The organism is Stenotrophomonas sp. Nf1, from assembly GCF_003028475.1.
In the GTDB taxonomy this organism is placed as follows: domain Bacteria; phylum Pseudomonadota; class Gammaproteobacteria; order Xanthomonadales; family Xanthomonadaceae; genus Stenotrophomonas.
Genome location: NZ_PYTV01000002.1, coordinates 369723 through 393126 on the forward strand (window position 1 = coordinate 369723; position 23404 = coordinate 393126).

The 23404-nt window shown below is 67.8% G+C and carries 23 protein-coding genes; 8 read left to right on the forward strand and 15 right to left on the reverse strand.

Annotated features, from left to right (window positions below):
• Positions 1–43: 43 nt before the first annotated feature.
• The 8 genes from C9412_RS05545 to C9412_RS05580 form a co-directional block, all read right to left on the reverse strand.
• The gene (locus tag C9412_RS05545; protein ID WP_107230702.1) at positions 44–1630 is read right to left on the reverse strand and encodes a PAS domain-containing protein; all 1587 of its coding nucleotides are present in this window, start codon (positions 1628–1630) and stop codon (positions 44–46) included.
• Positions 1631–1639: 9 nt separating this feature from the next.
• The gene (locus C9412_RS05550) at positions 1640–2044 is read right to left on the reverse strand and encodes a response regulator (RefSeq protein WP_107230703.1); all 405 of its coding nucleotides are present in this window, start codon (positions 2042–2044) and stop codon (positions 1640–1642) included.
• A 132-nt stretch (positions 2045–2176) separates the two neighbouring features.
• Positions 2177–3631: a surface lipoprotein assembly modifier gene (locus C9412_RS05555; protein ID WP_107230704.1), complete on the reverse strand. Its 1455-nt coding sequence runs from the start codon at positions 3629–3631 to the stop codon at positions 2177–2179.
• 91 nt (positions 3632–3722) lie between these two features.
• Positions 3723–4487, reverse strand: a complete 765-nt coding sequence (locus tag C9412_RS05560) for a Slam-dependent surface lipoprotein (protein ID WP_107230705.1) — start codon at positions 4485–4487, stop codon at positions 3723–3725.
• Positions 4488–4541: 54 nt separating this feature from the next.
• The gene (locus C9412_RS05565; protein WP_107230706.1) at positions 4542–7664 is read right to left on the reverse strand and encodes a TonB-dependent receptor; all 3123 of its coding nucleotides are present in this window, start codon (positions 7662–7664) and stop codon (positions 4542–4544) included.
• A gap of 180 nt (positions 7665–7844) precedes the next feature.
• Positions 7845–8801, reverse strand: a complete 957-nt coding sequence (locus C9412_RS05570) for a FecR domain-containing protein (RefSeq protein WP_107230707.1) — start codon at positions 8799–8801, stop codon at positions 7845–7847.
• 82 nt (positions 8802–8883) lie between these two features.
• Entirely contained in the window at positions 8884–9387 is a 504-nt protein-coding gene (locus C9412_RS05575) for an RNA polymerase sigma factor (protein WP_107230708.1), read from the reverse strand.
• Between the two features lie 570 nt (positions 9388–9957).
• Complete coding sequence (locus C9412_RS05580) at positions 9958–10884, reverse strand: LysR family transcriptional regulator (RefSeq protein ID WP_107230709.1); 927 nt, start codon at positions 10882–10884, stop codon at positions 9958–9960.
• 150 nt (positions 10885–11034) lie between these two features.
• On the opposite strand from C9412_RS05580, the gene C9412_RS05585 reads away from it, so the two are divergent.
• From C9412_RS05585 to C9412_RS05600, 4 genes are read left to right on the forward strand one after another with little or no spacing between them, the layout of a single operon-like run.
• Entirely contained in the window at positions 11035–11901 is an 867-nt protein-coding gene (locus C9412_RS05585) for a pirin family protein (protein WP_107230710.1), read from the forward strand.
• A 48-nt stretch (positions 11902–11949) separates the two neighbouring features.
• A complete protein-coding gene (locus C9412_RS05590) occupies positions 11950–12630 on the forward strand; it encodes an isochorismatase family protein (RefSeq protein ID WP_107230711.1) in 681 nt (226 codons plus the stop codon).
• 49 nt (positions 12631–12679) lie between these two features.
• Positions 12680–13321, forward strand: coding sequence for a hydrolase (locus tag C9412_RS05595; RefSeq protein ID WP_107230712.1), 642 nt, complete (start codon positions 12680–12682; stop codon positions 13319–13321).
• Positions 13322–13366: 45 nt separating this feature from the next.
• Complete coding sequence (locus tag C9412_RS05600) at positions 13367–13765, forward strand: OsmC family protein (RefSeq protein ID WP_107230713.1); 399 nt, start codon at positions 13367–13369, stop codon at positions 13763–13765.
• A 94-nt stretch (positions 13766–13859) separates the two neighbouring features.
• On the opposite strand, the gene C9412_RS05605 is transcribed toward C9412_RS05600, so the two are convergent.
• The 6 genes from C9412_RS05605 to C9412_RS05630 all read right to left on the reverse strand — a co-directional run bounded on the left by C9412_RS05605 (position 13860) and on the right by C9412_RS05630 (position 20653).
• Positions 13860–14189: a hypothetical protein gene (locus C9412_RS05605; RefSeq protein ID WP_107230714.1), complete on the reverse strand. Its 330-nt coding sequence runs from the start codon at positions 14187–14189 to the stop codon at positions 13860–13862.
• A 98-nt stretch (positions 14190–14287) separates the two neighbouring features.
• Entirely contained in the window at positions 14288–16033 is a 1746-nt protein-coding gene (locus tag C9412_RS05610) for a putative porin (RefSeq protein ID WP_107230715.1), read from the reverse strand.
• 42 nt (positions 16034–16075) lie between these two features.
• Positions 16076–16741, reverse strand: a complete 666-nt coding sequence (locus C9412_RS05615) for a cell envelope integrity protein TolA (RefSeq protein WP_107230716.1) — start codon at positions 16739–16741, stop codon at positions 16076–16078.
• A 39-nt stretch (positions 16742–16780) separates the two neighbouring features.
• A complete protein-coding gene (locus C9412_RS05620) occupies positions 16781–17194 on the reverse strand; it encodes a biopolymer transporter ExbD (protein ID WP_005409874.1) in 414 nt (137 codons plus the stop codon).
• 10 nt (positions 17195–17204) lie between these two features.
• Positions 17205–18998, reverse strand: a complete 1794-nt coding sequence (locus C9412_RS05625) for a MotA/TolQ/ExbB proton channel family protein (protein ID WP_107230717.1) — start codon at positions 18996–18998, stop codon at positions 17205–17207.
• 38 nt (positions 18999–19036) lie between these two features.
• Positions 19037–20653 (reverse strand): ShlB/FhaC/HecB family hemolysin secretion/activation protein, encoded by a 1617-nt coding sequence (locus tag C9412_RS05630; protein WP_107230718.1) that lies wholly within the window; start codon positions 20651–20653, stop codon positions 19037–19039.
• A gap of 201 nt (positions 20654–20854) precedes the next feature.
• On the opposite strand from C9412_RS05630, the gene C9412_RS05635 reads away from it, so the two are divergent.
• Entirely contained in the window at positions 20855–21190 is a 336-nt protein-coding gene (locus C9412_RS05635; protein WP_107230719.1) for a hypothetical protein, read from the forward strand.
• Between the two features lie 90 nt (positions 21191–21280).
• On the opposite strand, the gene C9412_RS05640 is transcribed toward C9412_RS05635, so the two are convergent.
• Positions 21281–21757, reverse strand: coding sequence for a general secretion pathway protein (locus C9412_RS05640; RefSeq protein WP_181358726.1), 477 nt, complete (start codon positions 21755–21757; stop codon positions 21281–21283).
• Positions 21758–21860: 103 nt separating this feature from the next.
• Between C9412_RS05640 and gspH the strand changes: the two genes are divergently transcribed.
• The 3 genes from gspH to C9412_RS05655 are packed head-to-tail and all read left to right on the forward strand — an operon-like array spanning position 21861 to position 23277.
• Positions 21861–22307 (forward strand): type II secretion system minor pseudopilin GspH, encoded by a 447-nt coding sequence (gspH, locus tag C9412_RS05645; protein WP_107230888.1) that lies wholly within the window; start codon positions 21861–21863, stop codon positions 22305–22307.
• Positions 22304–22666, forward strand: coding sequence for a type II secretion system minor pseudopilin GspI (gspI, locus tag C9412_RS05650; RefSeq protein ID WP_107230720.1), 363 nt, complete (start codon positions 22304–22306; stop codon positions 22664–22666). Before gspH ends, gspI begins: the two co-directional genes overlap by 4 nt.
• Positions 22663–23277: a prepilin-type N-terminal cleavage/methylation domain-containing protein gene (locus tag C9412_RS05655; RefSeq protein WP_107230889.1), complete on the forward strand. Its 615-nt coding sequence runs from the start codon at positions 22663–22665 to the stop codon at positions 23275–23277. Before gspI ends, C9412_RS05655 begins: the two co-directional genes overlap by 4 nt.
• The last annotated feature ends 127 nt before the right edge of the window (positions 23278–23404 follow it).

Genomic DNA, 23404 nt, shown 5'->3' on the forward strand with positions numbered 1-23404 from the left:
CCAATTTGGCCCAATTGGGGATAAATGCCCCATTCCCCCTGCGTCAGCCCCCCGACCGGGCCTGCGGGGCGTCGGTCTGCAGCAAGCTGCCGCGCTCCCGCAAGGGGAAGCCGATGCGGGCATCCAGGCCCTGCGGCCCGAAGCGCAGCTGGCCGCTGCCGGCCAGCTCATACGGCACCCGCTGCTCGATCAGGGCCCGGCCCAGGCCGCGCTGGCGCGGCAGCGCCCAGCCCTCCACCTCGGCATGGCGCTCGCACCAGTGCAGTTGCAGCCAGGGCTCACCCTGCCGCTCCTCCACCCGCCAGCACACCTGGATGCGGCCGTCTTCATGGGCCAGCGCACCGTGCCGCAGCGCATTGCTGGCCAGCTCGTGGATGGCCAGGGACAACACTTCGGCCGCCTTCGGCGGCAGCAGCACATCCTCACCCTGCAGCTGGCAGGCCGCCGCCGCAGGCACCTGCGCTGCGATCTCCTGTTCCAGCATGCCACGCAGGCAGACGCCAGCGTTGGCGCCGCGGGTGAGCAGGCTCTGCGTGCGCGCCAGCGACATCAGGCGCCCACACAGCCGGTCGGCATACTCATCCACGCTGCCGACCGATTCGCGGGTACGCCAGGCGATGGCATGGATGGTGGACATGATGTTGCGTACCCGGTGCTGCAGCTCGGCCAGCAGCACCGCCTGGCGCTCGGTGGCGCGCTTGAGATCGTCGATGTCCACGGCGATGGCAAACACGCCGCTGACCTCACCATCGGCATCACGCAGCGGCGCGGCCGCCACCCGCGTCCAGAGGGTGCGGCCATCGTCATGCAGGAACTGGAACTCCAGCCCCGGCACCACGGTTTCGCCGCGCATGGCCCGTGCGATGGCGAAATCCTGCGGTTCAATCGGTGTGCCATCTGCATGCCAGCCACGCCAGCGGTACTGGTTGGCGGTGTCGGCCGAGGGCACCTTGCCGGTGGGCAGGTAGGCACGCATCTGGTCGTTGGACAACTGTATGTGGCCCTGCAGATCGACGATGCACAGGCCCACCGGCAGTACCTTGAAGGCCAGTTCCAGGCGCCGTTCGCTCTCGCGCCGGCGCTGCTCCTCGCGTTCGCGCGCCGCCAGCGCACGATGCGCGGCGGTGGTCTCGAACATCGTCACCAGCACCCCGCAGATGCGCCCTTCCCCGCCGCGGATCGGGCTGCAGGTCAGCGTGAACCAGCGGTCCTCCAGGCGGCCCTGCCGCGCCAGCGCAAAGCGTTTGTCCTCGAAGGTGAGTGTTTCGCCCTGCCAGACCCGCGTGTAGAGCGGGCCATTGATGTGCCACACCTCCGGCCAGCATTCGCGGGCTGGCTGGCCCAGCCCCGCAGGGTGGCGGTCGGCCAGGATCTCGGCGTAGCCATCGTTGTACAGCTGCACCAGCTGCTCGCCCCACAGCACGATCATCGGGAAGCCGTGGGCCAGCATCAGATCGACCGTGGCGCGCAGATGCGGCGGCCAGTGCTCGATGGCGCCCAGCGGCGTGCTGGACCATTCGTGCTGGGCAATGCGTGCGGCCATGCCGTCGCGGCGCGCGCGCCGATGCAACGGTGCGGGCATCGACCCCCGCAGGCCGTCGGCATGTATATCGTCGCTACGGCGCGCCATGCGCTGCGATCAACGCAGGCCCGCAGACACCTGCGGGGCTGCCGCCAGCCCGGCCAGCTGCTGGACCAGGGCCTCGATGTGGTAAGGCTTGGTGCAGCGTGGCGCCGCCGCGAAGCGGCTGGGCAGGTTGTCGTCGTAACCGGAGGTGAGCAGGAACGGCGTGCCGGCTTCGGCCAGGCGATCTGCCAACGGATAGACCTGTTCACCGCCCAGGTTGATGTCCAGCAGGGCCACGTCGATGGGGTGGGTATCGACCAGCTGTCCCAGCGCCTGCAGATCACCGGCCGGCCCGACCACCTGCGCCCCTTTCAGTTCCAGGTAGTCCACCAGGAACATCGCGATGGCGAACTCATCCTCCGCCACCAGCACACGTAGCCCTTTCAACCCTTCCGCTGTGTTGCCTGCTTCCCGCACGCGCCGCACTCCTCGGTACCCGCGGCCTGTCGCGCCGCAACGTGGGCAGGATGCGCGAACTGGACTACAAGGGCGCGTGACGATCGATGAAGATCACGCCCACGGCGCATTCACCCCGGGCACGCAGACGGCTCAGAACGCACGCTCCCACTTCAGGCTGAACAGGCTGCGGTCATGGCTGTACAACCAGCCAACGTTGCTGTCGATACGGGCGTAGCGCAGGCTCAGGCTTGGCACCAGGCCGGCCACTGCCAGCCGCTCGCTGCGCACGATGGCGATCAGGTTCTGTTCGTCGTCCTGCCGGCGCGCTTCCAGCAGCGGGCTCCAGGCGTGGTAGTCACGTTGGCGCAGCGAAACGAACACCGTGGCGGTGGTGCCGCTCCACTGGCGTGCCGCGCCCAGCCGCACGCCGCGCTGGCGGTAACCGTTGGCGTCATCGGCAGCATGGCTGTCAGTCAGGTCCACGCCGGCAAACACGGTCCAGCGCGGGTTGAGCGCGCGGAACCAGGTGGCATACAGCGCGGCCAGCTCACCATCGTAGTTGTCGGCCAGGCCCGGCTGCCGGTAGCGCTGGCGTCTCCAGTCGGCCTCCAGTTTCAGCAGGCTGCGGGCATCGAGTGCGTACTGCCACTCGCCATGCATGCCACTGCCGCCCTGCAGGGCGTGGTTGCCCAATGCCTGGTAGTCGTAGCTGGGCGCCAGCAGCACGGTGTGCCGCGCACTGCGCCAGCTGTAGCCCGCCTGCACACTGGCGTTGAGTTCGTTGTAGGCGCTGTGCCCGCGCCACGCCTGGCCGAATGCCAACCCACGCACGTACAGGCCATGGTGGCCGGCCAGCGCCCAGCGCCGCTCCAGGCTGGCATCGTAATCCAGGCCGACGGCCTGCTGCGCCTTCGGCAATGTGCGTTCAATGATGCAGCTGTCGCCCACGCCGAACAGGCAGGTGCGGCTGGCCGAGCTGCGGTTGATGTTGTCGCTCCAGGCAGGCCCGGCCGCCACCGCGCCTTTCCAGCGCTGGCGCGCCTGCAACGCGGCCAGATAACCATCGACCCGCGCGCGCACGCCGGCGGTGGCCGGATCGTCGCTGTCGATGCCGGCCGCGATCGCCGCGAACAACGCCGCCGCCTCACGGTCGCGCTGATCCTCGGCGTAGACGCGCGCCAGTTCAAGGCGGGCCGGCAGGAAGTCCGGCTGCGCCTCCAGCAGGGCCTCATACTCGCGCGCGGCACCGCGATGGTCACCGGCCACCCGGGCCAGCGCGCCCTGTGCGTAGTGGCGCAGCAACGGGTCGTGCCCGGGCAGTTCGATGTACTCGCCCAGGAACGCTGCGGCGGCCTGCCATTGCTGGTGCTGCAACGACAGATACAGGGCCTGGCCGAGGTCGTCGATGGTGCGCTCCACGCGCATCGTCTGGCCGTCGATGGTGATGGTCGGGCGCTGTGATTCGGCCTGTTGCAGGCGCTGCTGGTCCTGCTGCTGATGGCGCAGTTCGCTGCCCTGTTCAAGCACACGACGCAGATCGTCCTGCTGGGCGCGCACATCGGCGGCGGCCAGCAGCAGGACGAGAAGGAAGATGGGATGGCGCATGGTCGATCCGTGATGATGCATGCAGCGGGCCGAAGCAGGGACTGGCGGATCGCGGCTTGTCCCTGCCCTGCCCCGTTAAGGGGCGTGGCGATCAGTTCTTGCTGCCGCCGAAGGCGGTGTCGTACTGGCTGTTGCCGGCGAAGGTGGCGATGCCGGCCAGGGTGGCGGCGTTGGCGCCGAAGAACTGGCCCTGGGTGGTGCCGGTGACCGAGCCGTTGGCGGTGGCCGAGCCGGCGAACGAGGCGTTGGCGCTGTTGATGGAGGCATTGACCGCAACCGACAGGCCGCCGCCGCTGATGCCACCGGCCAGCGTGCCATTGCCGAAGTTGGCGCGGAAGGTACCCGACAGCAGGTTGCTGCCGTTGAACTTGTTCAGGCCCGCCACGCTGTAGGTGGCCACGCCGGCCGGCAGCGTGGTGCCGGTGCGGTCACCGACGAAGTAGACCTGGCGGTTGTTGAAGCCACCGGCGGCGCCATCCTTGGACCACTCGCCGAACCAGACATCGCCGCTGCCGACCTTGACGAAGTTGAAGTGGCCCATGCCCGAGTGGCTGCCCGGCGCGCCGGTGATCGGCATGGCCAGGGTACGCACGGTGGTGCCGTTGACCGTGGTCGGCACCGAGTAGGCCGACAGGCCCTGGAAGTCGACACGGCGGGCGCCGGAAACGGTGCCGACGCCGATACCGGCCTTGCCGGCCGAGTGCGGGCCACCGTTGACCTGGGAATCGCCGACGGCCACATACAGCTCGGCGTCGGTCACCGGGCTGGCCGCACCGACGATATCGGCAGCCTGTGCGGCACCGGCCAGGGCGAAGGTGGCAGCAACGGCAAGCACCGAACGGGAGATCATCTTCATGGTATTGCTCCTTGGGTTGAGGGAACTACGGGTGAAACGCTTGAATGCGGAAGGTCAGAAGCGCGCGGTGACGCCGAGCTTGATCGTGCGGCCCGGCGCCGGCAGCGTGGAGCGGGTGGCTGGGTCGACGTAGTAACGGTTGCCCAGATTGCTGCCGACCAGCTCCACGCTGGCGTGCTCGTTGAAGCGCCAGCGCGCATAGGCATCGACGGTGGTGATGTTTCCCCAGGTGAACGGCACGTTCTGCCAGAGCAGGCTGCTGCCGCCGGCCAGCAGGCGGTCGCGGTAGGCCTGCAGGTCCGGGTTGTCGTGGCGCTGGTAGTGCACGATGCGACTGCCCAGTTCCAACCGCTCATCGAACAGGCGGGTGCCCAGCGACAGGTTCACCGACAGTTTCGGAATGGCCTGTGTCAGCAGGTAGCCACCGACGAAACCGTCCTGCACGCAGTTCGGAACCAGGCCTCGGTTGGCATCGAGCAGCACCGCGGTGCTTTCGTCGCACACCTCGTTTTCCAGCGTGCGCGCGATGCCCAGGTCGGTGAAGTAGCGGCGGTTGTCGAAGCGCGCCTGCAGTTCGATGCCACGGATGGTCTGCTTGTCGATGTTGTCGAACAGGAAGTACGCATCACGCTCGATCACATCGCGGGTCTTGTGCACGTAGTAGGACAGCTTCACATCGGCGTCGGCGGTGTTGCCGAAAAGCCCTGACAGGTTGTGCACGTAGGCCAACTCGTAGTTGTAGGCGTGTTCCGGCTTGAGCGCATACAGCGGGTTGAGGCTGCTGGAGAAGGCGATGGTGCTTTCGAACATGCTCGGGAAGCGCACCGCCTCGCTGTAGCGCAGGTAGACGCGTGCGGCCGGCGACAGGTTCACCGTGGCCGAGAAGCTGGGCAGCCAGGCATGGTCACGACGGCGTTCGTTGCGCCCGTCCACCGGTCGCGACTGCAGGGTGCTGCCGATGCTGCAGACCAGATCGCTACCGGCGTAGAGCGGCAGCGCACCGGGAATGCCCGCCACCTGGCCATTCAGGCAGGGGTTGGTGGCACGGCTGTAGTTGCCATTGGCATCGGGCTGCCAGGCGATGCGGTGTTCCACCGCCTGGGGCGTTTCGTAGTAGGCCAGCAGGCCACGCAGCGAATCATCGACGAACCAGCCCATGCCGATGCTCTCCCAGAACTCGCGCTCGGATTCCAGCGCATCGATCTGCGCCTGCAGGCTGGCCGGGCGTTCGGGCAGCTCGTTGGTCCGGTAGGTCGCTTCCTTGCCGCCCACGCCCTTGGTCAGCAGCTCCGGATGCGCCTGCAGGAAATCGTCGAACGCCCAGTAGCGGCTGTAGCGCACGCCCGCATTGAGGGTGAGGAACTCGAACGGGCGCCATTCCAGGTTGAGGTAGCCCTCGCCTTCCTGGCGGCGGCCGGCACGCGGGAACATGCGCCAACCATCGGAGGGACCGAAGTACGGGTCGCGCGAGCCGAGCTTTTCGTACTGCCAGTTGCCGCCCACGGTCAGATCCAGGGTGGAATGCAGGGCGAAACGGTTGCTCAGGGTCAGGCCGGTGCGATCGTTGCGCGCATTGGCCAGCGCGGTGTTGCGCAGGATCGGGCTGGCGTCCGGGTTCCAGGCCGGGTTGCCCGGCGCGAAGTTCGGAAAACCGCCTGCAGTGTAGGTATCGCTGTCGGTCTCGGTGCGCCACAGGTTGGCGTACAGATCCAGCCAACGGCTGCCGGCTGGCTGGAAGCGGTATTCCAGGTTCCAGGCATCGGAGGCGACGCGGCTGAGCGGCCACTGGATGCGGCCGTAATCCGGTGCCGACAGGATGCGCGAGGGCATGATCTCGCCGTAGTGCGACAGCGTGCGCCGCCAGGTGGCCTTGAGCTGCTGGTCGTCGTTGATCTGCCAACTGCCCTTCAGCAGCCACGATTCCTGTTCGCTGGAGGTGTTGGGCACTTCATCGCCGGGCTTGAAGTAGCGCGCCAGCGTGGTGATGTAGTCGATGCCCTGGTACTCGTACTGCTCGCGCGGGTCCTGGTCGTAGTAGGCGCTGCCCTTGCTGCCGGAGAAGTAGTTGCCACGCTTGCGCCAGGCATAGGCGGCCATCAGGTCGACGGTGTCGCCGCGGTAGCCGAGCGCCAGGCGCCAGGCCTGGTCCTCGCCGTCGAAGGGATTGTTGCCACTTCGCGACTTCACCGGCACCACCAGGGTGCGGTCGTCATAGGGCGAGGCCGGCGAGCCCTGCGGGAAGCCGGATACCGTGCGGTAGTCTTCGCCGGTGTGCAGGCGTGGCAGGCGCGGCGCCACCGCATTGCTGCTGCCTTCGATCTTCAGCTCCCCGCCGAAGCGCTCGCCGGCCGCAACGATGTCATCAACGTCGATGGTCTTGATCACCAGCGCACCGCCGATCCCGCTGTGCACATCGCGCACCAGCCCTGGCCCCTTGATGACCTGGATGCCACCAATCAGGTTGGGATCGATGTAGTTGCGGTTGCTGACCCCGTTGTAGCCGCGCCAGACGGTGAGCGCCTGTTCGCCACCATCGATGCTGACCGGCACCCGCCCCGGCCCCTGGATGCCACGGATGTTGATGTCCAGCGCGCCGCTGTTGCGTGCGTCGCCACTGAACACACCGACCAGATCCTTGACCACGTCGGCCGGATTGGAGCCGCGATAGCGCTCCACCCGGTCGCGCCCCGAGTACGCCGTGGTCAGGTCGAGCGCGAACACATCATCGTAGCCACGCCGATCGCGGGCCTCGCCCCCCTCCGCTTGCAGGCGACCGGCCACGTCCAGTGTGTCGGTCACCCGCACTCCTTCCCCCTCGCCGGCCTGCGCTGCCGCACGCAGGCTCCAGGTGCCATCCATGCCGCGCTGCGCGCGCACCCCGCTGCCGCGCAGCAGCTGCTGCAGGGCCTGCATCTGGCTGTACTCGCCGTTCACCGCGCTGGAGCGGCGGCCTTCCACCAGATCGCTGCGGAACACCACCTGCACGTCGGCCTGGCGGCCGAATGCACGCACCGCATCGGCCAAGGGTTGTTCCGGAATGGCGTACGTGCGCAACGGCGCGACGATCGCCGGTTGCGCCTGCGCGCTCGGCACCCAGGCCATCGGCAGCAGTGCGGTGGAGATGGCCAGAGCCAGAACGGTGGCGCGACGGTGACAGGCAGATGCCGTGGACGGCATGGACAGGAACTCCTCAAGCGGGGCGGAACCACGGGCAGATCCGCTGCCGGTGGTGGGTCTGGCTTGAGGAGAAACGGTGTTTCGCTCTGGCTATACCTCTATAGACAGCAGGGTGCAGCGGCTGCCCACGGTTTTTTCATGTTTTTTTCATGCGGCCGATCCGTCCACGCGCGCCCCCCATCACCACAGCACCATGGCACCGCCTGGCAGGCGCTGCACACGCAGGCCCGCCTGCGCGGCCACGGCATCGATGGCGGTATCCGGCTGCTGCACATGGAACAGGCCGCTGACCCGCACCTGCGCACCCTGCCCGCCCAACACCCACACCGGTGCACGGCGATAGCGCGCCAGATCGGCGATGGCCAGCGCGGCAGGGCGATCATCGATGGCCACTTGGCCACGGCGCCAGGGCGCGATGTCCTCCGGCACACGCTGCTGCACCGGCAGCAGCCAACGGCCGTCACGGAACGCCCGCACCTGCCCGGCGTGCAGGCGCTGAACGCTGCCGTCGCCCGGACTCACCTCGACCACGCCTTCGCTGACCTCGGTGCTGACGCTGTGGTCGTGCAGGGAGACGCTGAACGCCGTGCCGATATCGTGGATCTGGCCGCCACCGGCCTCGACCCGGAACGGCCGCGACTCGTGGACTACCTGGAACCAGGCCTGGCCGCGCAGCAGACGCAGGCGGCGCTGCCCATCGTCGAAGTCCAGCGCCAGCGCGGTGCCCGCATCCAGCACGGCGGTACTGCCGTCGTCCAGCTGCACCACACGCGGGGCGTCGCTGCTGCGCAGGTCGCTGCGTGCCAGCAACAACGCGTGCGGTGCCGCTGCGACCATCAGTACCACCGCAGCCGCGCTGGCCAGCAGCCAGGGCAGCCGACGGCGCGGCGCGATCGGGCGCAGGCCCCGGTCATCGGCGGTCAGCGCCGGCAGCGCCGCCAGCACCTCGGGGCCGGCGGCATCGAGCCGCTGCCAGAACGCCTGTTGCTGGCGCCAGGCCTGTGCATGCTGCGGATCGGCCTGCAGCCAGCGCTGAAGGGCTTGTTGCTGGCGATCGGGCAGCGGGCCTGCACTGCACCGGATCACCCAGCGCAACGCCTGCCTGGCCTGACGCGGCGAGGGTTCGGACGTGATCATGGTTGTGGCCTGCCGCACCACGAACGGGTGCGCCTTCCTGTTGTGACAACGGCGGGGGCGATCTGCCCACGGCAATCGCGGCTCATCGGCGTGCTCCCTGCTGGTGCTGCTGGATCAGCAGCGCCGCGCGCAGCACGTACTTGCCGACCACGCTCTTGGAAATGCCCAGGCGGGCGGCGATCTCGCGTTCGCTCAGGCCCAGGTAGCGGTTGAGCACGAAGCACTCGCGCACCTGCGCCGGCAAGGCAAGGATGGTCTGGGTGATCTCGCGCAGCTGCGCCTGGTCCAGCGCGTGGGCCTCGCCATCGTGGCCAGCATCGGCCATGTCCACAGCGTACTCGGCCATCGCGCGCCGCTCGCGCGCGTCGGCCTGGCTGCGGTTGAGCGCGTGGTGGTAGGCCATCCGGTACAGGTAGCCGCGCGGCTCCAGGATCGGCGGATCGCCGGGCACGCTGCTGGCCTTCAGGTACAGGTTCTGCAGGGTGTCCTCGGTACTGGCCGGGTCGAGGTAGCGTGCGATGAAGCGTGACAACGCACGGCGCTCGCGGATCAGCAGCTCGACCAGCGCCAGGGCATTGGGAGACATAGGTGCCAAGGCCGGACCGGGGAATGATGGGCGTGATGGCGACGGTCCGGAGGTGGATTGTGGGCTGCGCGGCCGCAGGCGGCAAGCCACGCCTTGTAGAGCCGAGCCCATGCTCGGCTGTGCCTGCGCCAAGGGCAGCCGAGCATGGGCTCGGCTCTACAGTAGATCCACGCCATGCGTGGATGGCAGGCCAACGGCTCGGCCAGGTAATCGATCAATGCCCGCACCGCCGGCAGCAAGCTGCGCCGCATGGGCTGCGCGGCCGCAAGCGGCATGCAACGCCTTGTAGAGCCGAGCCCATGCTCGGCTGTGCCTGCGCCAAGGGCAGCCGAGCATAGGCTCGGCTCTACAGTAGATCCACGCCATGCGTGGATGGCAGGCCAACGGCTCGGCCAGGTAATCGATGAATGCCCGCACCGCTGGCAGCAGGCCGCGCCGCATGGGCTGCGCGGCCGCAGGCGGCAAGCCACGCCTTGTAGAGCCGAGCCCATGCTCGGCTGTGCATGCGCCAGGGACAGCCGAGCATGGGCTCGGCTCTACAGTAATCCACGCCATGTGTGGAGGGCAGACCTACGGCTCGTCCAACGCCTCGAAACGCTCGGCCAGGTAATCGATCAATGCCCGCACCGCCGGCAGCAGCCCGCGCCGCGACGGAAACACTGCATGCACGATGCCCTGCTTCGGCGCCCACTCCTGCAGCACCGGCACCAGCGCGCCACTGTCCAGCTCGTCGGTGATCATCATCCTGGGCAGCATCAGCACGCCCACCCCGGCCACCGCTGCCGCACGCAGCGCGATCATGTCATCGCTGACCAGGCGTGGCCGATGATGCACGCTGGCCTGCACCTCATCGGGCCCGCTGTAGTCCCACACATGCAGCTGGCTGGGCGAAGCCAGATCCACCGTTGGCAGCACCGCCAGATCGGCCGGCACCTGTGGCGTACCCAGGCGTTGCAGCAAGGCCGGGCTGGCACTGGTGCACCAGGCTCGTCGTGCCAGCACGCGCACCACCAGGTCGCTGTCTTCCAGCGGCGGCGGTCGCACCCGGATGGCCACATCCATGCCCTCGCCCACCACATCGACGCGACGATTGGTGGCGTCCAGCTGCAGCGTCACCTGGGGGTGCAGGGCCAGGAAGTCGGCCAGCATCACGCCGATGCGTGCATGCAGGATCGCGATCGGGCACGCCAGCCGGATCGTGCCGCGCGGTTCGGCGCGTGACATCGCGATCGCCTCTTCGGCCGCTTCAGCCTCGACCAGCATCGCCTTGCAGTGGCGGTAATAGTCCTGCCCGATCTCGGTGACCGAAAAACGCCGGGTCGAACGCTGGATCAGGCGCACGCCCAGCCGTTCTTCCAGCAGCGCGATGCGCCGGCTCAGCTTGGACTTGGGCATGGCCAGGGCGCGCCCGGCCTGGGAGAACCCGCCGTGCTCGACCACCATGGCGAAGTAGAACAGGTCGTTGAGGTCACAACGGCGGATATCAGCGATGAACACGGGGCGATCTCCTGCGGCGCGCGGCCTGCCGGCATTGTTCACCAGATAGGACTATGACGGCAAATATCGGCGTCTACCGGTCCAATCGTTGCAGCCCTATCGTTTCCGCGACGAAGAACAGCGGCCGGCAGCCCCGGCCAGGAGATCGCCATGAAGCGTGTCACCGGTACCTACAGCGCGCCCCGGCCGCACTGGGTGGGCGACGGATTCCCCGCCCGTTCGATGTTTTCCTACAACACCCACGGCCAGCACCTGAGCCCGTTCCTGCTGCTGGACTACGCCGGCCCGTACAGCTTCGCGCCCAGCGATACCCCGCGCGGGGTCGGCCAGCATCCGCACCGCGGCTTCGAGACGGTCACCATCGTCTACGAGGGCGAAGTCGCCCATCGTGACTCGACCGGCGCCGGCGGCACCATCGGCCCGGGCGACGTGCAGTGGATGACCGCAGCCTCGGGCATCCTTCACGAGGAGTTCCATACCCCGGAATTCAGCAGGCGCGGCGGCACGCTGGACATGGTCCAGCTGTGGGTGAACCTGCCGGCGCGCGACAAGATGGGCACGCCGGGCTACCAGACCCTGCTCGACGCGCAGATCCCCTCGGTCGCACTGCCTGACGGCGCTGGCCGCGTCCGTGTCATTGCGGGGCAGTTCGATGGCCACGCCGGCCCGGCGCGCACCCACACGCCGATGGATGTCTGGGACATCCGCCTGCTGCAGGGCCAGCATGCGGAGTTGCCGGTGGCCGAGGGCCGCACGCTGGCGCTGGTGGTGCTGAAGGGCACGGTGCGGATCAACGGCGGCGCCCCGGTCGGCGAGGCACAGCTGGTCACCTTCGACCGCAGCGGTGAGGACGTGTTCGTCGACGCCGACAGCGATGCCACCGTGCTGCTGCTCAGCGGCGAGCCGATCGACGAGCCGGTGGTGGGCTACGGCCCGTTCGTGATGAACAGCCAGGCCGAGATCGCCCAGGCGGTCAACGATTTCAACAGCGGCCGCTTCGGCCAGATCGCGCACTGAGCGCATCGACACGGCGGGCCATCGCCCGCCTTCTCCAGGAGCCTGACCATGAGTACCCCCGCCAACTTCAATGGTGCCCGCCCGGTGATCGACCCGGACAACGCGGCGATGCTGCTGATCGACCACCAGAGCGGACTGTTCCAGACCATCGGCGATATGCCGTTCACGGCCGTCCGCGCCCATGCCACCGCACTGGCGACGATGGCCACGCTGGCGAAGATGCCGGTGATCACCACCGCATCGGTGCCGCAGGGCCCCAATGGCCCATTGATTCCGGACATCCACGCCGCTGCACCGCATGCGCAGTACGTGGCGCGCAAGGGCGAGATCAACGCCTGGGACAACCCCGACTTCGTTGCCGCGGTGAAGGCCACGGGCCGCAGGCAGCTGATCATCGCCGGCACCATCACCAGCGTGTGCATGGCGTTCCCGTCGATTGCCGCGGTGGCCGATGGCTACCAGGTGTTCGCGGTGATCGACGCCTCGGGCACCTATTCGAAGATGGCCGAAGAGATCACCCTGGCCCGCGTGGTGCAGGCCGGCGTGGTGCCGATGGATACTGCCGCGGTGGCCTCGGAAATCCAGCGCAGCTGGAACCGCGACGATGCGCAGCAGTGGGCTGAGGTCTATACGAAGATCTTCCCCAACTACCAGCTGCTGATCGAAAGCTACCTGAAGGCGCAGGACGTGCAGAAGCATCACGAACGGCTTGATTCGCAGCGCGCCTGAGCCCCCAACGTGCCGGCCCAAGGTCGGCACCGCCTCCCGGAGACCTACCATGTCCAGTGAACCGATCCGCGATCCTGCCAGCGACCATCTGCTGACGCCGCAGAATTCCGCCTTCATCATCATCGACTACCAGCCGGTGCAGGTGAACTCCATCGCATCGATGGACCGCCAGCTGCTGGTCAACAACATCGTCGGCACGGCCAAGGCCGCCGTTGCCTATGGATTGCCGATCGTGCATTCGACGGTGAACGTCCAGACCGGCCTGAACAAGCCACCGATCCCGCAGCTGCGCAAGGTGCTGGGCGACTACCCCACCTATGACCGTACCACCATCAACTCCTGGGAAGATGTCGAGTTCCGCAAGGCAGTGGAAGCCACCGGCCGCCGCAAACTGATCATGACCGCGCTGTGGACCGAGGCCTGCCTGACCTTCCCGGCCCTGGACGCGTTGAAGGAAGGCTATGAGGTGTATGTGGTGGTCGACGCGGTGGGCGGTACCTCGCTGGCCGCGCACGAAGCCGCGCTGCGCCGCATCGAACAGGCTGGCGGCCAGCTGATCAGCGTGCCGCAGCTGTTCTGCGAACTGCAGCGCGACTGGGCGCGCTCGGAGACCGTGCCGGCCTTCATGAACCTCTTCATCGAGACCGGTGGCACGGCGGGCATCCAGTTCTCGTACGATCGTACCGAGTGAGCGCCGTCGAGCATGGCTCGACGCTACAGACAGAAGGAGATCCCGATGGCCTACGCACGCGTTGTTTCGACCGCCGACAACTACCTGCACCACCTCAGCAATGGCAGCTTTGAAGTGGACGCTGACGAGCCCGCCTCGCTGGGCGGCCAGGGCAAGGGCTTCGCGCCATTCGATCTGTACCTGGCTTCGCTGGCGGCCTGCACGGCCATCACCCTGCGCATGTACGCGCAGCGCAAGGGCTGGGACCTTGGCCAATTCCATGCCGAACTGCGCTCGGAGCGTGACGCCGACGGACGCTTCCACGTGCACCGCGTGCTGCATGCCAGCGCCGGACTGAGTGACGCGCAATGGCAGCGCTTGCTGGAGGTGGTGGAGAAGACGCCGGTGACGCTGGTGATGCGTGAGGGTGCACGCATCACCAGTGAGCGCGGGGCGACCGCGTAGCCCCATCCACGCATGGCGTGGATCTACTGTAGAGCCGAGCCCATGCTCGGCTGCATGCTGCGGAGCCGAGCATGGGCTCGGCTCTACAGGCCGCTCAGCGCCGTGAGTGCAGCACGGTGCGCTGGCGCATGGCGTTGAACTCCTGTTCCACCTGCTGGATATCCTCGGCCCGGAAGCCGGCCGCATCCAGCAGCTGATCGGCCGCCGCAGCTGCCAGCGGATCGTCGTCACGCTGGCGCCAGCAGCGCGCCGGCAGGAAGTAGCCCACTTCGCTGCGACCGCGCATGATCACCACCGGCCGGCCCGCATACAGCAGGAACTCCGCCAGGTGCTGGCGCAGGCCCTCCACCGATACGTAGGCCGGGCCGATGCCCAGCGACTGGCTGGACGGTTCGGGACTCTCGAACAGCTTGCGACGGCTCATCCACTCCTCCTTTTGAACAACGCGTGGTCTCCTTTCCTTAGACGGGCGCATCGCTGCGCCCCCGCCACGTGTCGCGTGACCGCCATCACGCCCGCTGTCTAGAACCCGGTGTTGAACTCCAGCTGGAAGACATCGATCGACAGCGGCGCCCCGGACACCTCCTTGGCCGCCATCCACTTGCCGCTGATCCAGCTGCGCGCATCCAGCGCGTAAGCGCCGCCCACGTAGTAGCCGCGCGCATTGGTGCCGCCCAGGTGGAAGTTCGGATCGTTGTAGGCATCGGGCAGCGCGTCGGCCTCGATCCGCTTGTAACCCAGCAGCGCCTGCCACTGGCCCTTCTCCCTCAACTCGGTGGCGCCGAAGGTGGCCTGCAGCATCCACGCGGTATCGCCACTGCGGAAGGTATCGATGCTGGCGGCACCGCCGGCACCGTAGTTGTTGACGATGCCATTGTTGGCGCGGTTGAACATCGCCTGCTTGTCGTAGGCAAGATTGCGGATGTAATCGCCGTCCAGGCGCAGCCCGACGCCCTGCGCCAGCTGCGTATCCCAGCGCAGGTTGAGCGTGGCCAGGCGGAATGCCGAGGCCAGGCCGACGTACTGCGGGGTTGGCGTGTTGGCCGGATCCAACGGGTTGCGCGCGATGTCGCGGATCAGCATCAGGGTGTTGCCCTTCTGCATGAACGCCGGTCGCGACCAGTCGGTATCGCAGCCGTCGGCGCCGGCATACAGCAGGCACGGTGAGGACAGCCGGCCGCTGATGTTCTTGAAATCGTAGTAGCCCACTGCGGCGCGCAGGGCATTGTCTTCATTGAAGCGCCAGTTCACGCCCACCTGCGCGCCCGACAGCCACCTGTTCTCGTTGGGCGTCTTCACCTGGTTGCGGTTCGGCGCATTGTCGGAGGTGTACTCCAGCGGGACCACCGCAAGATTGCCGAACACATCGAGATCACCGCCATCGAAGTCGTACTTCAGGTTGGCGGCCAGCCCATCGAAGTTCAGATCGTTGGAGAACAGCGTGTCGCTGGTCCAGAACGGGTTGCCGAAGCGACCACCCCGCACTGTCACCCAGTCGGCCGGGCTGTAGGCCAGCCAGGCCTGGTCCAGCCACACGTCCTTCTTGCTCAGGCCGCCGCCCAGCTGTTCGGTGGTCGATACCGGGCCGTTGCTGCTGCCGCTGGCCAGGCGTACGCCGGCGGTGGTGTGCTGGCCGATGGTCGCCTCGATACCCAGGCGGGCGCGGATGCGCCACAGGTTGCGACGGTCCTGGCGGGTGTTGAGCAGCGGCGGCAGCTGCAGATTGGTGTTGGTGTTGGTATCGAAGCCGCTGCCGGAGTTGATCGACGCCCAGTTGCTCACGATGTCGCTGTTGCGCTCGGAATAGAACCGCGACTCGCTGCGCACGCGCATGTCACCGGTAACCTTGATCCGCTTGGTCCACTCGGCCACCTCGTTGGGTGCCGCCCAGCCTTCCGACTTCGCCTGCGCCATCACCTCCTGGCGCACTTCATCGCGGATGCCGTCGCGCACGCTCTGCGGCACATAGGGCACGCGCACGTCGCCGGCTTCCAGGGCCACGCCGCCGCTGGCGGGGGCTCCGCTGGTGGCTGCCGTGCGTTGTGCCGCAGCGGCTTCAGCCTCGGCCTGCACCAGCAGCGCCTGGCCGTCTTCCGGCTTCAGCGCACCGCTGGCGATCAGGCCCTTGATCAGCTTGACCATGGTGGTCTCGGCGGCCATCGCACCGGCCGGGGCGGCCAGGCTGAGCAGCACGGCGCAGCACAGCAGCGCCCGTCGGGCCGGCCGCGGGCGGCGGGAGTCGATTCGTGCGCGGTGGTGGTCGTTCATCACGGTTCTCATCGAAAGAAGGGAAATCACGGAAGTCGGGAATCAGGCGCCGGGACGGCGGCCCTGGATCAGCACGCGTGCGGGAAAATCGAGCGACGGTGGTGGCGCCTGGTCGACCTTGCCGATGCGGCGCAGGGCATCGAGCACGGCTGCATCGGCGTCTTCGTTGCCGCTGCCGCGCACCAGCTCGACCTTCTCCAGGCGGCCATCGCTGGCCAGCCACACATTCACCTGCAGCTGGAATGCCAGCCGCTTGACCTTGTCGTCGCGCGAGATCGCCTGCTGCATGAGGTAACCGAGGTAGCGACCATAGGTGGCATTGCCGGCGCCACCGCGGCCGACGCCGGATGAACCGCCGCCACTGCCGGACTGGATGCCGAAGTTGTCTCCGCCGGCCTGCGCGTCGGCGTTCATCGTCACCGGGTCGGCGGTGTCCGGCGTCGGCGTGGGCTCTTCAGCCGGCGTCGGCTGATCCAGCGGCTCCGGCTCGGGCATCGATTCTTCCGGCGGTGTCTCCGGTTCCGGCGGCTTCTCCGGCGGCGGCGGTGGCGGCGGAGGCGGTGGCGGCAGCGCCAGCATCGGCGGCTGCACCACCGGCCGGCGGGTGCTGGCGGTGTCCTTGAACAGCAGCCACCACACCGCGATGCCAAGCACCAGCAACGCGACCAGCACCAGCGCGACGGTCACCAGCAGCTGGCGACCGCGCATGCCAGGCTCCGGCCGAGGGGGTTGATGGGCGGTCATGCCTCAGCCCTGTGCCTTGCCGGTGACCAGGCCGACCTGGGCCAGCTCCAGCCGGCGCAGCAGGTCCAGCACCTCGACCACGCGGGCGTACTGCACCTGTGCATCGCCGCGCACGATCACCGGAAAATCCGGCGTGGTCGCGCGCTCGGTGCGCAGGCGGTCCTCCAGCTCAGCCATCGTCACCGGGTACGCATCCAGGAACACCTGGCCGCTGGGGTCGATGGTGATCGCCTTGGTCTTGGGCTTCTCCAATGCCACGCTGTTGCTGGCCTTCGGCAGGTTCACCTCGATGCCGGGAATGGAGGCGTTGCTGGTCAGGATGAAGATCACCAGCACCACCAGCAGCACATCGACGAAGGGCGTCACATTGATGCCCTTCTCGCGCTTCTTGATGCCGAACTTCGCCTTCTGGCCCATGGTTCGCCCCTCAGCCCTGGGCCGCGGCCGCGCCGCGCCCGTCCTGCTCTTCGGCCAGACGCGCAGCGAACTCGTCGATGAACACCGCCATGTCGGCGCCGATCGCCTCGGCGCGTGCGCCCAGATAGTTGTAGCCGAACAGTGCCGGGATCGCGACGCCGAGGCCGGCCGCCGTACACAACAGCGCCGCGGCCATGCCCGGCGCCACCGAGTTGATGTCCACCGCGCCGGCCATCGCCGCCACCACGAACACCAGCATGATGCCGATCACGGTGCCGAACAGGCCCACGTACGGCGCGCCCTCGATGGTGGTCGACAGCCAGTTCATGCGGCGGGCCATCGCTTCCTGCTCGCGCACCATCACCGCATCCATGGAGGCGCGGATCGCGGCGATGGTGGCCCCACTGAGGTAACCACTGTTGCCGTCGCGCTGATGGCGCTGCTGCATCTCATCGATGGCCACCTGGTAGATGCGCCACAGCGAACCGTCGTGCATCGCAGTGGGCGCCTTGCCCTGGCGATCCATGTCGGACAGGGTGCGCAGCGGCACGCCGGACAGCTTGCCAAAGTTCTCGGTGAATACCGCATTGGCCTTGCTGGTGCGGCCGAAGTGGCGGCTCTTGGCGATCATGATCGCCCACGACAGCAACATCATCAGGCCGAGGATGGCGACCACCACCCAGGCATCGAACGGCATCGCCTTGAGGATGAAGGCGAAGTGGCTCTGGCCGGCCGACTGTTCATCGGCGCCGTAGCTGATCAGGCGCGAATCGGCACCCTGCGCGGTGGCGTCGGCCAGCAGCAGTGCCGCCGGACGCGCGACCCGCGAGATGCGCAGCTCATCCAGCGCGCCTTCGAAGTTGGCCAGTGGCTGGGGCGCGCCGGGCGCGTCGGCACCCAGCACCGGGGCGGTGGTCAGCGCCGGCAGATCACCACTGAGCTGCGCTACCACGCGACCGTTGAGGTACAGCTGCACGGCGCCCTTCTCTGCGGTGATGGCTACGTGCGCCCACTGCCCTTCCGGAATCGGTTGTGCCGGCGTGCTGCGCTGGCCATTGAGCTGCACGAACGGCACCCGGTTCTCGAGGCCCAGCACCAGCTCGGACGCGCCATCACGGCGGGCGTAGATGGCCTGTGCGGCATTGTTGCTGCCCGGCTTGATCCAGGCCGAGACGGTCAGCGGTGCGCCCGCCTCCTGTGCCAGCGAGGCGCTGGCCGGCAGCGGCAGTGGCGCGGTGCCCAGCTGCACGCCACGGCCGATCACCGAACCTTCCGCTGGCGACGCCACCGCACCGGCATTGTTGCCGTAGGCGGTGGTATCGCGAGCCGGGGCGTTTGCTTCGGCGAAGTGATAGACCAGCGTGTAGTCCGGGTCGAACACCTGCTGGCCGTTGCCACTGGCCGGGGCCTTTTCATTGCCGTAGTACATCCAGATCGTCTGCGGCGCAGCGGCGCTGACCGCCGGCACGTCCACCCAGACCAGGGCCAGGCCCAGCGTGGGATCGAACTGTTCGATCTGGTGGGCCAGCACGGTGCGGCCATCGCCCGAGACGAAACGCAGGTCGTTGCCCGCATCCTGGGTGCCGTCGAAACCGAAGTTGCCGGTATGCAGGCGCAGCAGCAGCGGCGTGCGGCCCGGGTCACCGGCCAGGCCCGCGCCCTGCGGGCCAGCGTCAACGGTGATCGGCTTGCGGTACTTCCATTCGGCCTGCCACCAGTTGGCATCGGCCGCAGCGGCGGGCAACGCGACCAGCGCGGCCAGCGCGGCCAGCAGCAGCAATACTCGGGAAAGCAAACGGTCCATGCGAAGGGTCTCCGGAGAACGCATGTTCAAGGAAAGGGTCAGTAGCTGGTGCTGATGTTGAAATGCAGGCGCGGGTCGTCCTTGCGCGTGACCGGGCCATCGGCGTAGGGCCAGGCGTAGTCCAGGCGCAGTTGCAGGTGTTCGCCCAGGCGCAGCTGCGCGCCCAGGCCGACCGAGGCCAGGTTGTACTTGTCACGCTGTTCGGGCAGCGGCTGGCGCAGGCGCAGGTAGGCCGCATCGGCAAAGCTGTAGACGCGCAGATCGGTGCCGCTCCACAGCGACCACGCCGGGGTGCGCCATTCCAGGCTGGCCAAGCCGCCGTAGTCGCCGATCGCCTCGGCCGACAGGTAGCCACGCACGGTGTACATACCGCCGGCGGCAAACTGTTCGGCCGACACCAGCGGCGCGTCGGTCACCTGCAGCGAGCCGCGCGCGTACCACTGCCAGTCACTGCCGAAGGTGTGGGTGTTGGCCACATCGGCCTTGAACGCCACGAAACTCGGGTCGGCCCAGTAGCGCTTCTGGCCGAACGCGGTGGCGTCGCTGCCATAGCCGAACAGGCGCCGGGTGCCGGCCACCAGCTGGGTATTGATGCTCAGCTGATCGTGTTCGCCCTGGCGCACACCGACGAATCCCAGCGTGATCGGCGCGTACTTCAACGGCGTCTTCAGGCTGTCCTTGCCCATCTGCGTATCTTCTTCGGTGTCCTTGAAATCCACACCGAGGCTGAGCTGGCGCCACCACTGGCTGCTGCCGGCCAGGCGGTAGTTGAGCTTGAGGCCGATCGAATGGCCGTTACCGATCACATTGGTGCCGGTGCCGGTGCCGACCTGGCCACCAGCATTGAGCACGCGGCTGTCGGATTTGTAGCCGGACGCTTCCAGGCTCCACGGCGTGCCCTCGAACGGCATCGTGTATGACGCCGAGAACACCTTGGCCTGCGTGGTATCTTCCGGCGCCATGTAGACGCTCACGCTGGCACTGTGCCCGCGTTTCCACAGATTGTCGTAGGCCAGCGACGCGCTCAGCCGCAGCTTCTCGGTGTCGGCGCTGTGGTCGTTGTTGAGCGCCGCACTGGCGCGCCACGGCGACTTCTCCTCCACCTGCAGATCCACATCCATCGTGCCCGGCACCTGGCCTTCGCGCACCAGTGGCATCACCTGGCGACGCCCGCCCTCATTCAGCGCGGTCAGTTCCTTCTGGGCCTGGTCGAAGTCCGGCACCTTGCCCTCGGCCAGCGCAGGCACGCGCTCGCGGATGCGGTCGGGAGACTCATGCTTCGTGCCCACCACACGCAACTGGCCGATCGGCGTCTGCTGCACTTTCAGCAGTACCACGCCGCCACTGACCTGCTGTTCCGGCAGCTCGACATAGACCGACTGGTAGCCGGCCTGCTGGTACAGGGCGTTCACCGCATCGCGCGCCTTCTCGACATCGGCCAGCGTCTTGCCCGGGCCGAGGAACGGCTCCACCGCGCGTTCGATCTGGCGTGGGTCGAGTACCGTGTTGCCACGCACGATGTACTCGTTGATGTTGACGCTGGGCGCCGGCACCACGTCCTGCGCAAGCAGTGGCAGCGGCAACGCGGCCAGGGCCAGCACCAGTGGATGCAGGCGCAGCGTGAGGCGGTCGGCTCGGCACGGAACAGGAGTCATCGAAGGCATCGCGTCGTATCGAAGGGAATGGCCAGGGAGCGGCGCGTGGGTCTACCAACAGGACGTGTACGCCGCGTCAAAGCCGCCAACAGTTTTGTGACAGCACTGTCATCTTTTGACAGCGCCGAAACGCCTGCCGGCGGACCCTGCCTTCGCCACACGTCTTCATTGCAGAACGTGAACTGCTGCGGGAGATTCGAGATGCGTGAATCGTTGATGGCGTGCCTGCGCGCCGCCCTTGCCCCTGCCCTGCTGCTGTCGCTGCCATCGGTTCGTGCCGACGAGGCGAAGAAGCAGGAAGCTGCCGCGCCCTGCATCGAAGTGCAGGTCAACGGCGAGCGCATCCCGGCCTGGGATTGCCTGCAGCGCAAACTGGCGCCGCCTGCGAACGCGGCCAAACCGGCAACGCTGCCCGAGGCCGAACGCTTGATGCGGTTACCGGGAAACCAGCGCATGCAGTACAACCTGGAAGGCACGCGGCAGCGCATGGGCGATGCCTTTGGTCGCTCGGTGGTACCGCAGCGACCTGCGCGCTGAGCCTGCGCATCTGTAGCGCCGAGCCCATGCTCGGCGGCCTTTGCATTCATCGGCAATATCACGCAGGAGCAGCCGAGCATGGGCTCGGCTCTACAGGGAGCCGCCTTGCTGTTTGCTGGGCACGATGCCATCGGTCGGCATCGGGGGCAGCCCTGGCACCGGCAGGCTGCGCGACTGCCCGGCCTGTGTCAGTTCCACGGTACTGGCGCTGACGCTGGCCAGCACCGTAGACGGGCCCAGCCGTTGCCCAGGCGCGTAGGCCTCGGCGGGCCCGCCATCCACCGAAAGCAGCGCCAGCGGCGCGTGGTCGCCGGCCATCACGCCCAGCACGACAACCTCGGTCTGCACCGCGCCCGGTGAAAGCAGCCGCACCAGCGGCACGCTTGCAGCAGCATCGAAGGCGGGCCGTGCGGGAGGCCCGGCGTGCGCTTCGCTGGCGGCGGCGGCCGCTACCGGCGCGGCCAGGGTCACGCCCCAATAGACCACCACCGCCAGCAGCAGCGTGGCTGCCAACAGGGTCAACATCCGATTGCGATCCCAGCGCCTGCCATCCATGTTCCGCACCATCGCCACCTTCGTGTACGCCCACGCTAACAGCTGCCGCTGACGCTTTTGTTTCATCATGGGCGCGTACGCTGCCCGGCGTCGGCAAGGACAGGAGGCGATGTCGATGCAGCGCATTCCGCGCGGCTTCACCCTGCTGGAACTGATGGTGGTGCTGGTGATCATCGGCATCTGCACGGCCGGTATCGGCCTGGGGCTGGGCAGCCTGCTCGATCCCTCCCGCCAACTGCGGCAGGAGGCTGAGCGGCTGGCGCAGCGCCTGCAGGTGGCGCGCGACGAGGCCCGTATCGATGGCAGGGCCCTGCGCTGGCAGGCCGATGCCTCCGGCTATCGATTCAGCCGGCGCGATGGCTCCCGCTGGGTGGAGGTGCAGCGCGACGATCTGCTGCGACCGCAACGCTGGCAGGCGGCAGGCGTCACGGTACAGCCCGCTACCGCCATCGAACTCAGCCCGGAATGGATCGGGGTTCCCTGGGAACTGGCACTGTCGCTGGACGGCCGCAGCGTGCGTCTTCGTGATGATGGCAGCGGACAGTTGCAGGTCGTGCAATGAAGCGGAACGCGGGCGGATTCACCCTGATTGAAGTGCTGATCGCACTGGCGATCGTGTCGATCGCGCTGGCCGCGGTGATGCGCTCGGTGGCCGTGGCCACCGACGATCAATCGCGCCTGCGCGATCGTCGCCTCGCGCTGCTGTGCGCGCAGGATCGCTGGCAGGAACTGCGCCTTTCCGGGCAGGTGCCGCAGCAGGGGCGACAGCGCTGCGTGCAGGGGCGCGGCAGCTTCCTGGTGCAGCAGCAGCTGGGGCCGGGCGCGGACGGGCAAGCGCAGCTGGAACTGAGCGTGGTTGCCGAGGATGCGCCGGCGCAGGCGCTGGCACGGCTGCAGCTGCCGTGGACATCGCCGCCATGAGGCGCCCTGCCGGCGGGTTCACCCTGATCGAGGTGATGATCGCGATCACCATCATGGGCGTACTGGCATTGATCTGCTGGCGCGCGCTGGACAGCGTGGCCAGCAGCGACCAGCGCCTGCGCCAGGCCGATGCCGAGACCACTACCGCGTTGCGGGTACTGCAGCAGTTCCAGCGCGATATCGAAATGCGCGCAGACGACGCGCTGATGAATGGTGCGGTGCGCCCTGCGGACCAGCCGCAGCGGCTGCTGCCGCCTTCGCTGCTGAGCGAGCGGCACCCGGATGGCAGCTTCGCACTGGAGATCACCCGCAGCGTGGGCAGCGACGGGCTGCGCTGGCAGCGGGTACGCTGGTGGCGGCAGGGCAACACGTTGTGGCGGGCCAGCGGTGCAGCCACCGACCGCTACCCCCTGCCCGCACCGGAGCCTTCGAAGGGCATTGCCGTGGCACGCGATGTACAGCGTTTCGAACTGCGTGCATGGCAGCCTGGTGTGGGCTGGGCGGCGTTGCCGGGCCAGGCTGAGGTGTTGCCCGCCACCGGGCTGGAACTGCGGCTGGGGCTGCGCGATGGGCGTGGGACGTTGAGCTACCGGCGGGTGTTGGCGCTGTAGGATTCTTCCCTGGCAACGCATCCACGCATGGCGTGGATCTACTGGCGAGCGTGAGCCGGTGGGTGCGAGCGCGATCCGGTGGGCGCGAGCGTGAGCCGGTGGGTACGAGCGTGATCCGGTGGATGCC

What these genes read in the sequence shown, in the direction of transcription:
- C9412_RS05590 (WP_107230711.1), top strand. Translation starts at nt 11,950, where the DNA reads ATGAGTACCCCCGCCAACTTCAATGGTGCCCGCCCGGTGATCGACCCG.
- C9412_RS05600 (WP_107230713.1), top strand. Translation starts at nt 13,367, where the DNA reads ATGGCCTACGCACGCGTTGTTTCGACCGCCGACAACTACCTGCACCAC.
- C9412_RS05585 (WP_107230710.1), top strand. Translation starts at nt 11,035, where the DNA reads ATGAAGCGTGTCACCGGTACCTACAGCGCGCCCCGGCCGCACTGGGTG.
- C9412_RS05630 (WP_107230718.1), bottom strand. Translation starts at nt 20,653, where the DNA reads ATGACTCCTGTTCCGTGCCGAGCCGACCGCCTCACGCTGCGCCTGCAT.
- C9412_RS05625 (WP_107230717.1), bottom strand. Translation starts at nt 18,998, where the DNA reads ATGGACCGTTTGCTTTCCCGAGTATTGCTGCTGCTGGCCGCGCTGGCC.
- C9412_RS05615 (WP_107230716.1), bottom strand. Translation starts at nt 16,741, where the DNA reads ATGCGCGGTCGCCAGCTGCTGGTGACCGTCGCGCTGGTGCTGGTCGCG.
- gspH (WP_107230888.1), top strand. Translation starts at nt 21,861, where the DNA reads ATGCAGCGCATTCCGCGCGGCTTCACCCTGCTGGAACTGATGGTGGTG.
- C9412_RS05620 (WP_005409874.1), bottom strand. Translation starts at nt 17,194, where the DNA reads ATGGGCCAGAAGGCGAAGTTCGGCATCAAGAAGCGCGAGAAGGGCATC.
- C9412_RS05640 (WP_181358726.1), bottom strand. Translation starts at nt 21,757, where the DNA reads ATGGTGCGGAACATGGATGGCAGGCGCTGGGATCGCAATCGGATGTTG.
- C9412_RS05635 (WP_107230719.1), top strand. Translation starts at nt 20,855, where the DNA reads ATGCGTGAATCGTTGATGGCGTGCCTGCGCGCCGCCCTTGCCCCTGCC.
- C9412_RS05610 (WP_107230715.1), bottom strand. Translation starts at nt 16,033, where the DNA reads ATGAACGACCACCACCGCGCACGAATCGACTCCCGCCGCCCGCGGCCG.
- C9412_RS05655 (WP_107230889.1), top strand. Translation starts at nt 22,663, where the DNA reads ATGAGGCGCCCTGCCGGCGGGTTCACCCTGATCGAGGTGATGATCGCG.
- C9412_RS05555 (WP_107230704.1), bottom strand. Translation starts at nt 3,631, where the DNA reads ATGCGCCATCCCATCTTCCTTCTCGTCCTGCTGCTGGCCGCCGCCGAT.
- C9412_RS05545 (WP_107230702.1), bottom strand. Translation starts at nt 1,630, where the DNA reads ATGGCGCGCCGTAGCGACGATATACATGCCGACGGCCTGCGGGGGTCG.
- C9412_RS05570 (WP_107230707.1), bottom strand. Translation starts at nt 8,801, where the DNA reads ATGATCACGTCCGAACCCTCGCCGCGTCAGGCCAGGCAGGCGTTGCGC.
- C9412_RS05560 (WP_107230705.1), bottom strand. Translation starts at nt 4,487, where the DNA reads ATGAAGATGATCTCCCGTTCGGTGCTTGCCGTTGCTGCCACCTTCGCC.
- C9412_RS05565 (WP_107230706.1), bottom strand. Translation starts at nt 7,664, where the DNA reads ATGCCGTCCACGGCATCTGCCTGTCACCGTCGCGCCACCGTTCTGGCT.
- C9412_RS05595 (WP_107230712.1), top strand. Translation starts at nt 12,680, where the DNA reads ATGTCCAGTGAACCGATCCGCGATCCTGCCAGCGACCATCTGCTGACG.
- C9412_RS05575 (WP_107230708.1), bottom strand. Translation starts at nt 9,387, where the DNA reads ATGTCTCCCAATGCCCTGGCGCTGGTCGAGCTGCTGATCCGCGAGCGC.
- gspI (WP_107230720.1), top strand. Translation starts at nt 22,304, where the DNA reads ATGAAGCGGAACGCGGGCGGATTCACCCTGATTGAAGTGCTGATCGCA.
- C9412_RS05605 (WP_107230714.1), bottom strand. Translation starts at nt 14,189, where the DNA reads ATGAGCCGTCGCAAGCTGTTCGAGAGTCCCGAACCGTCCAGCCAGTCG.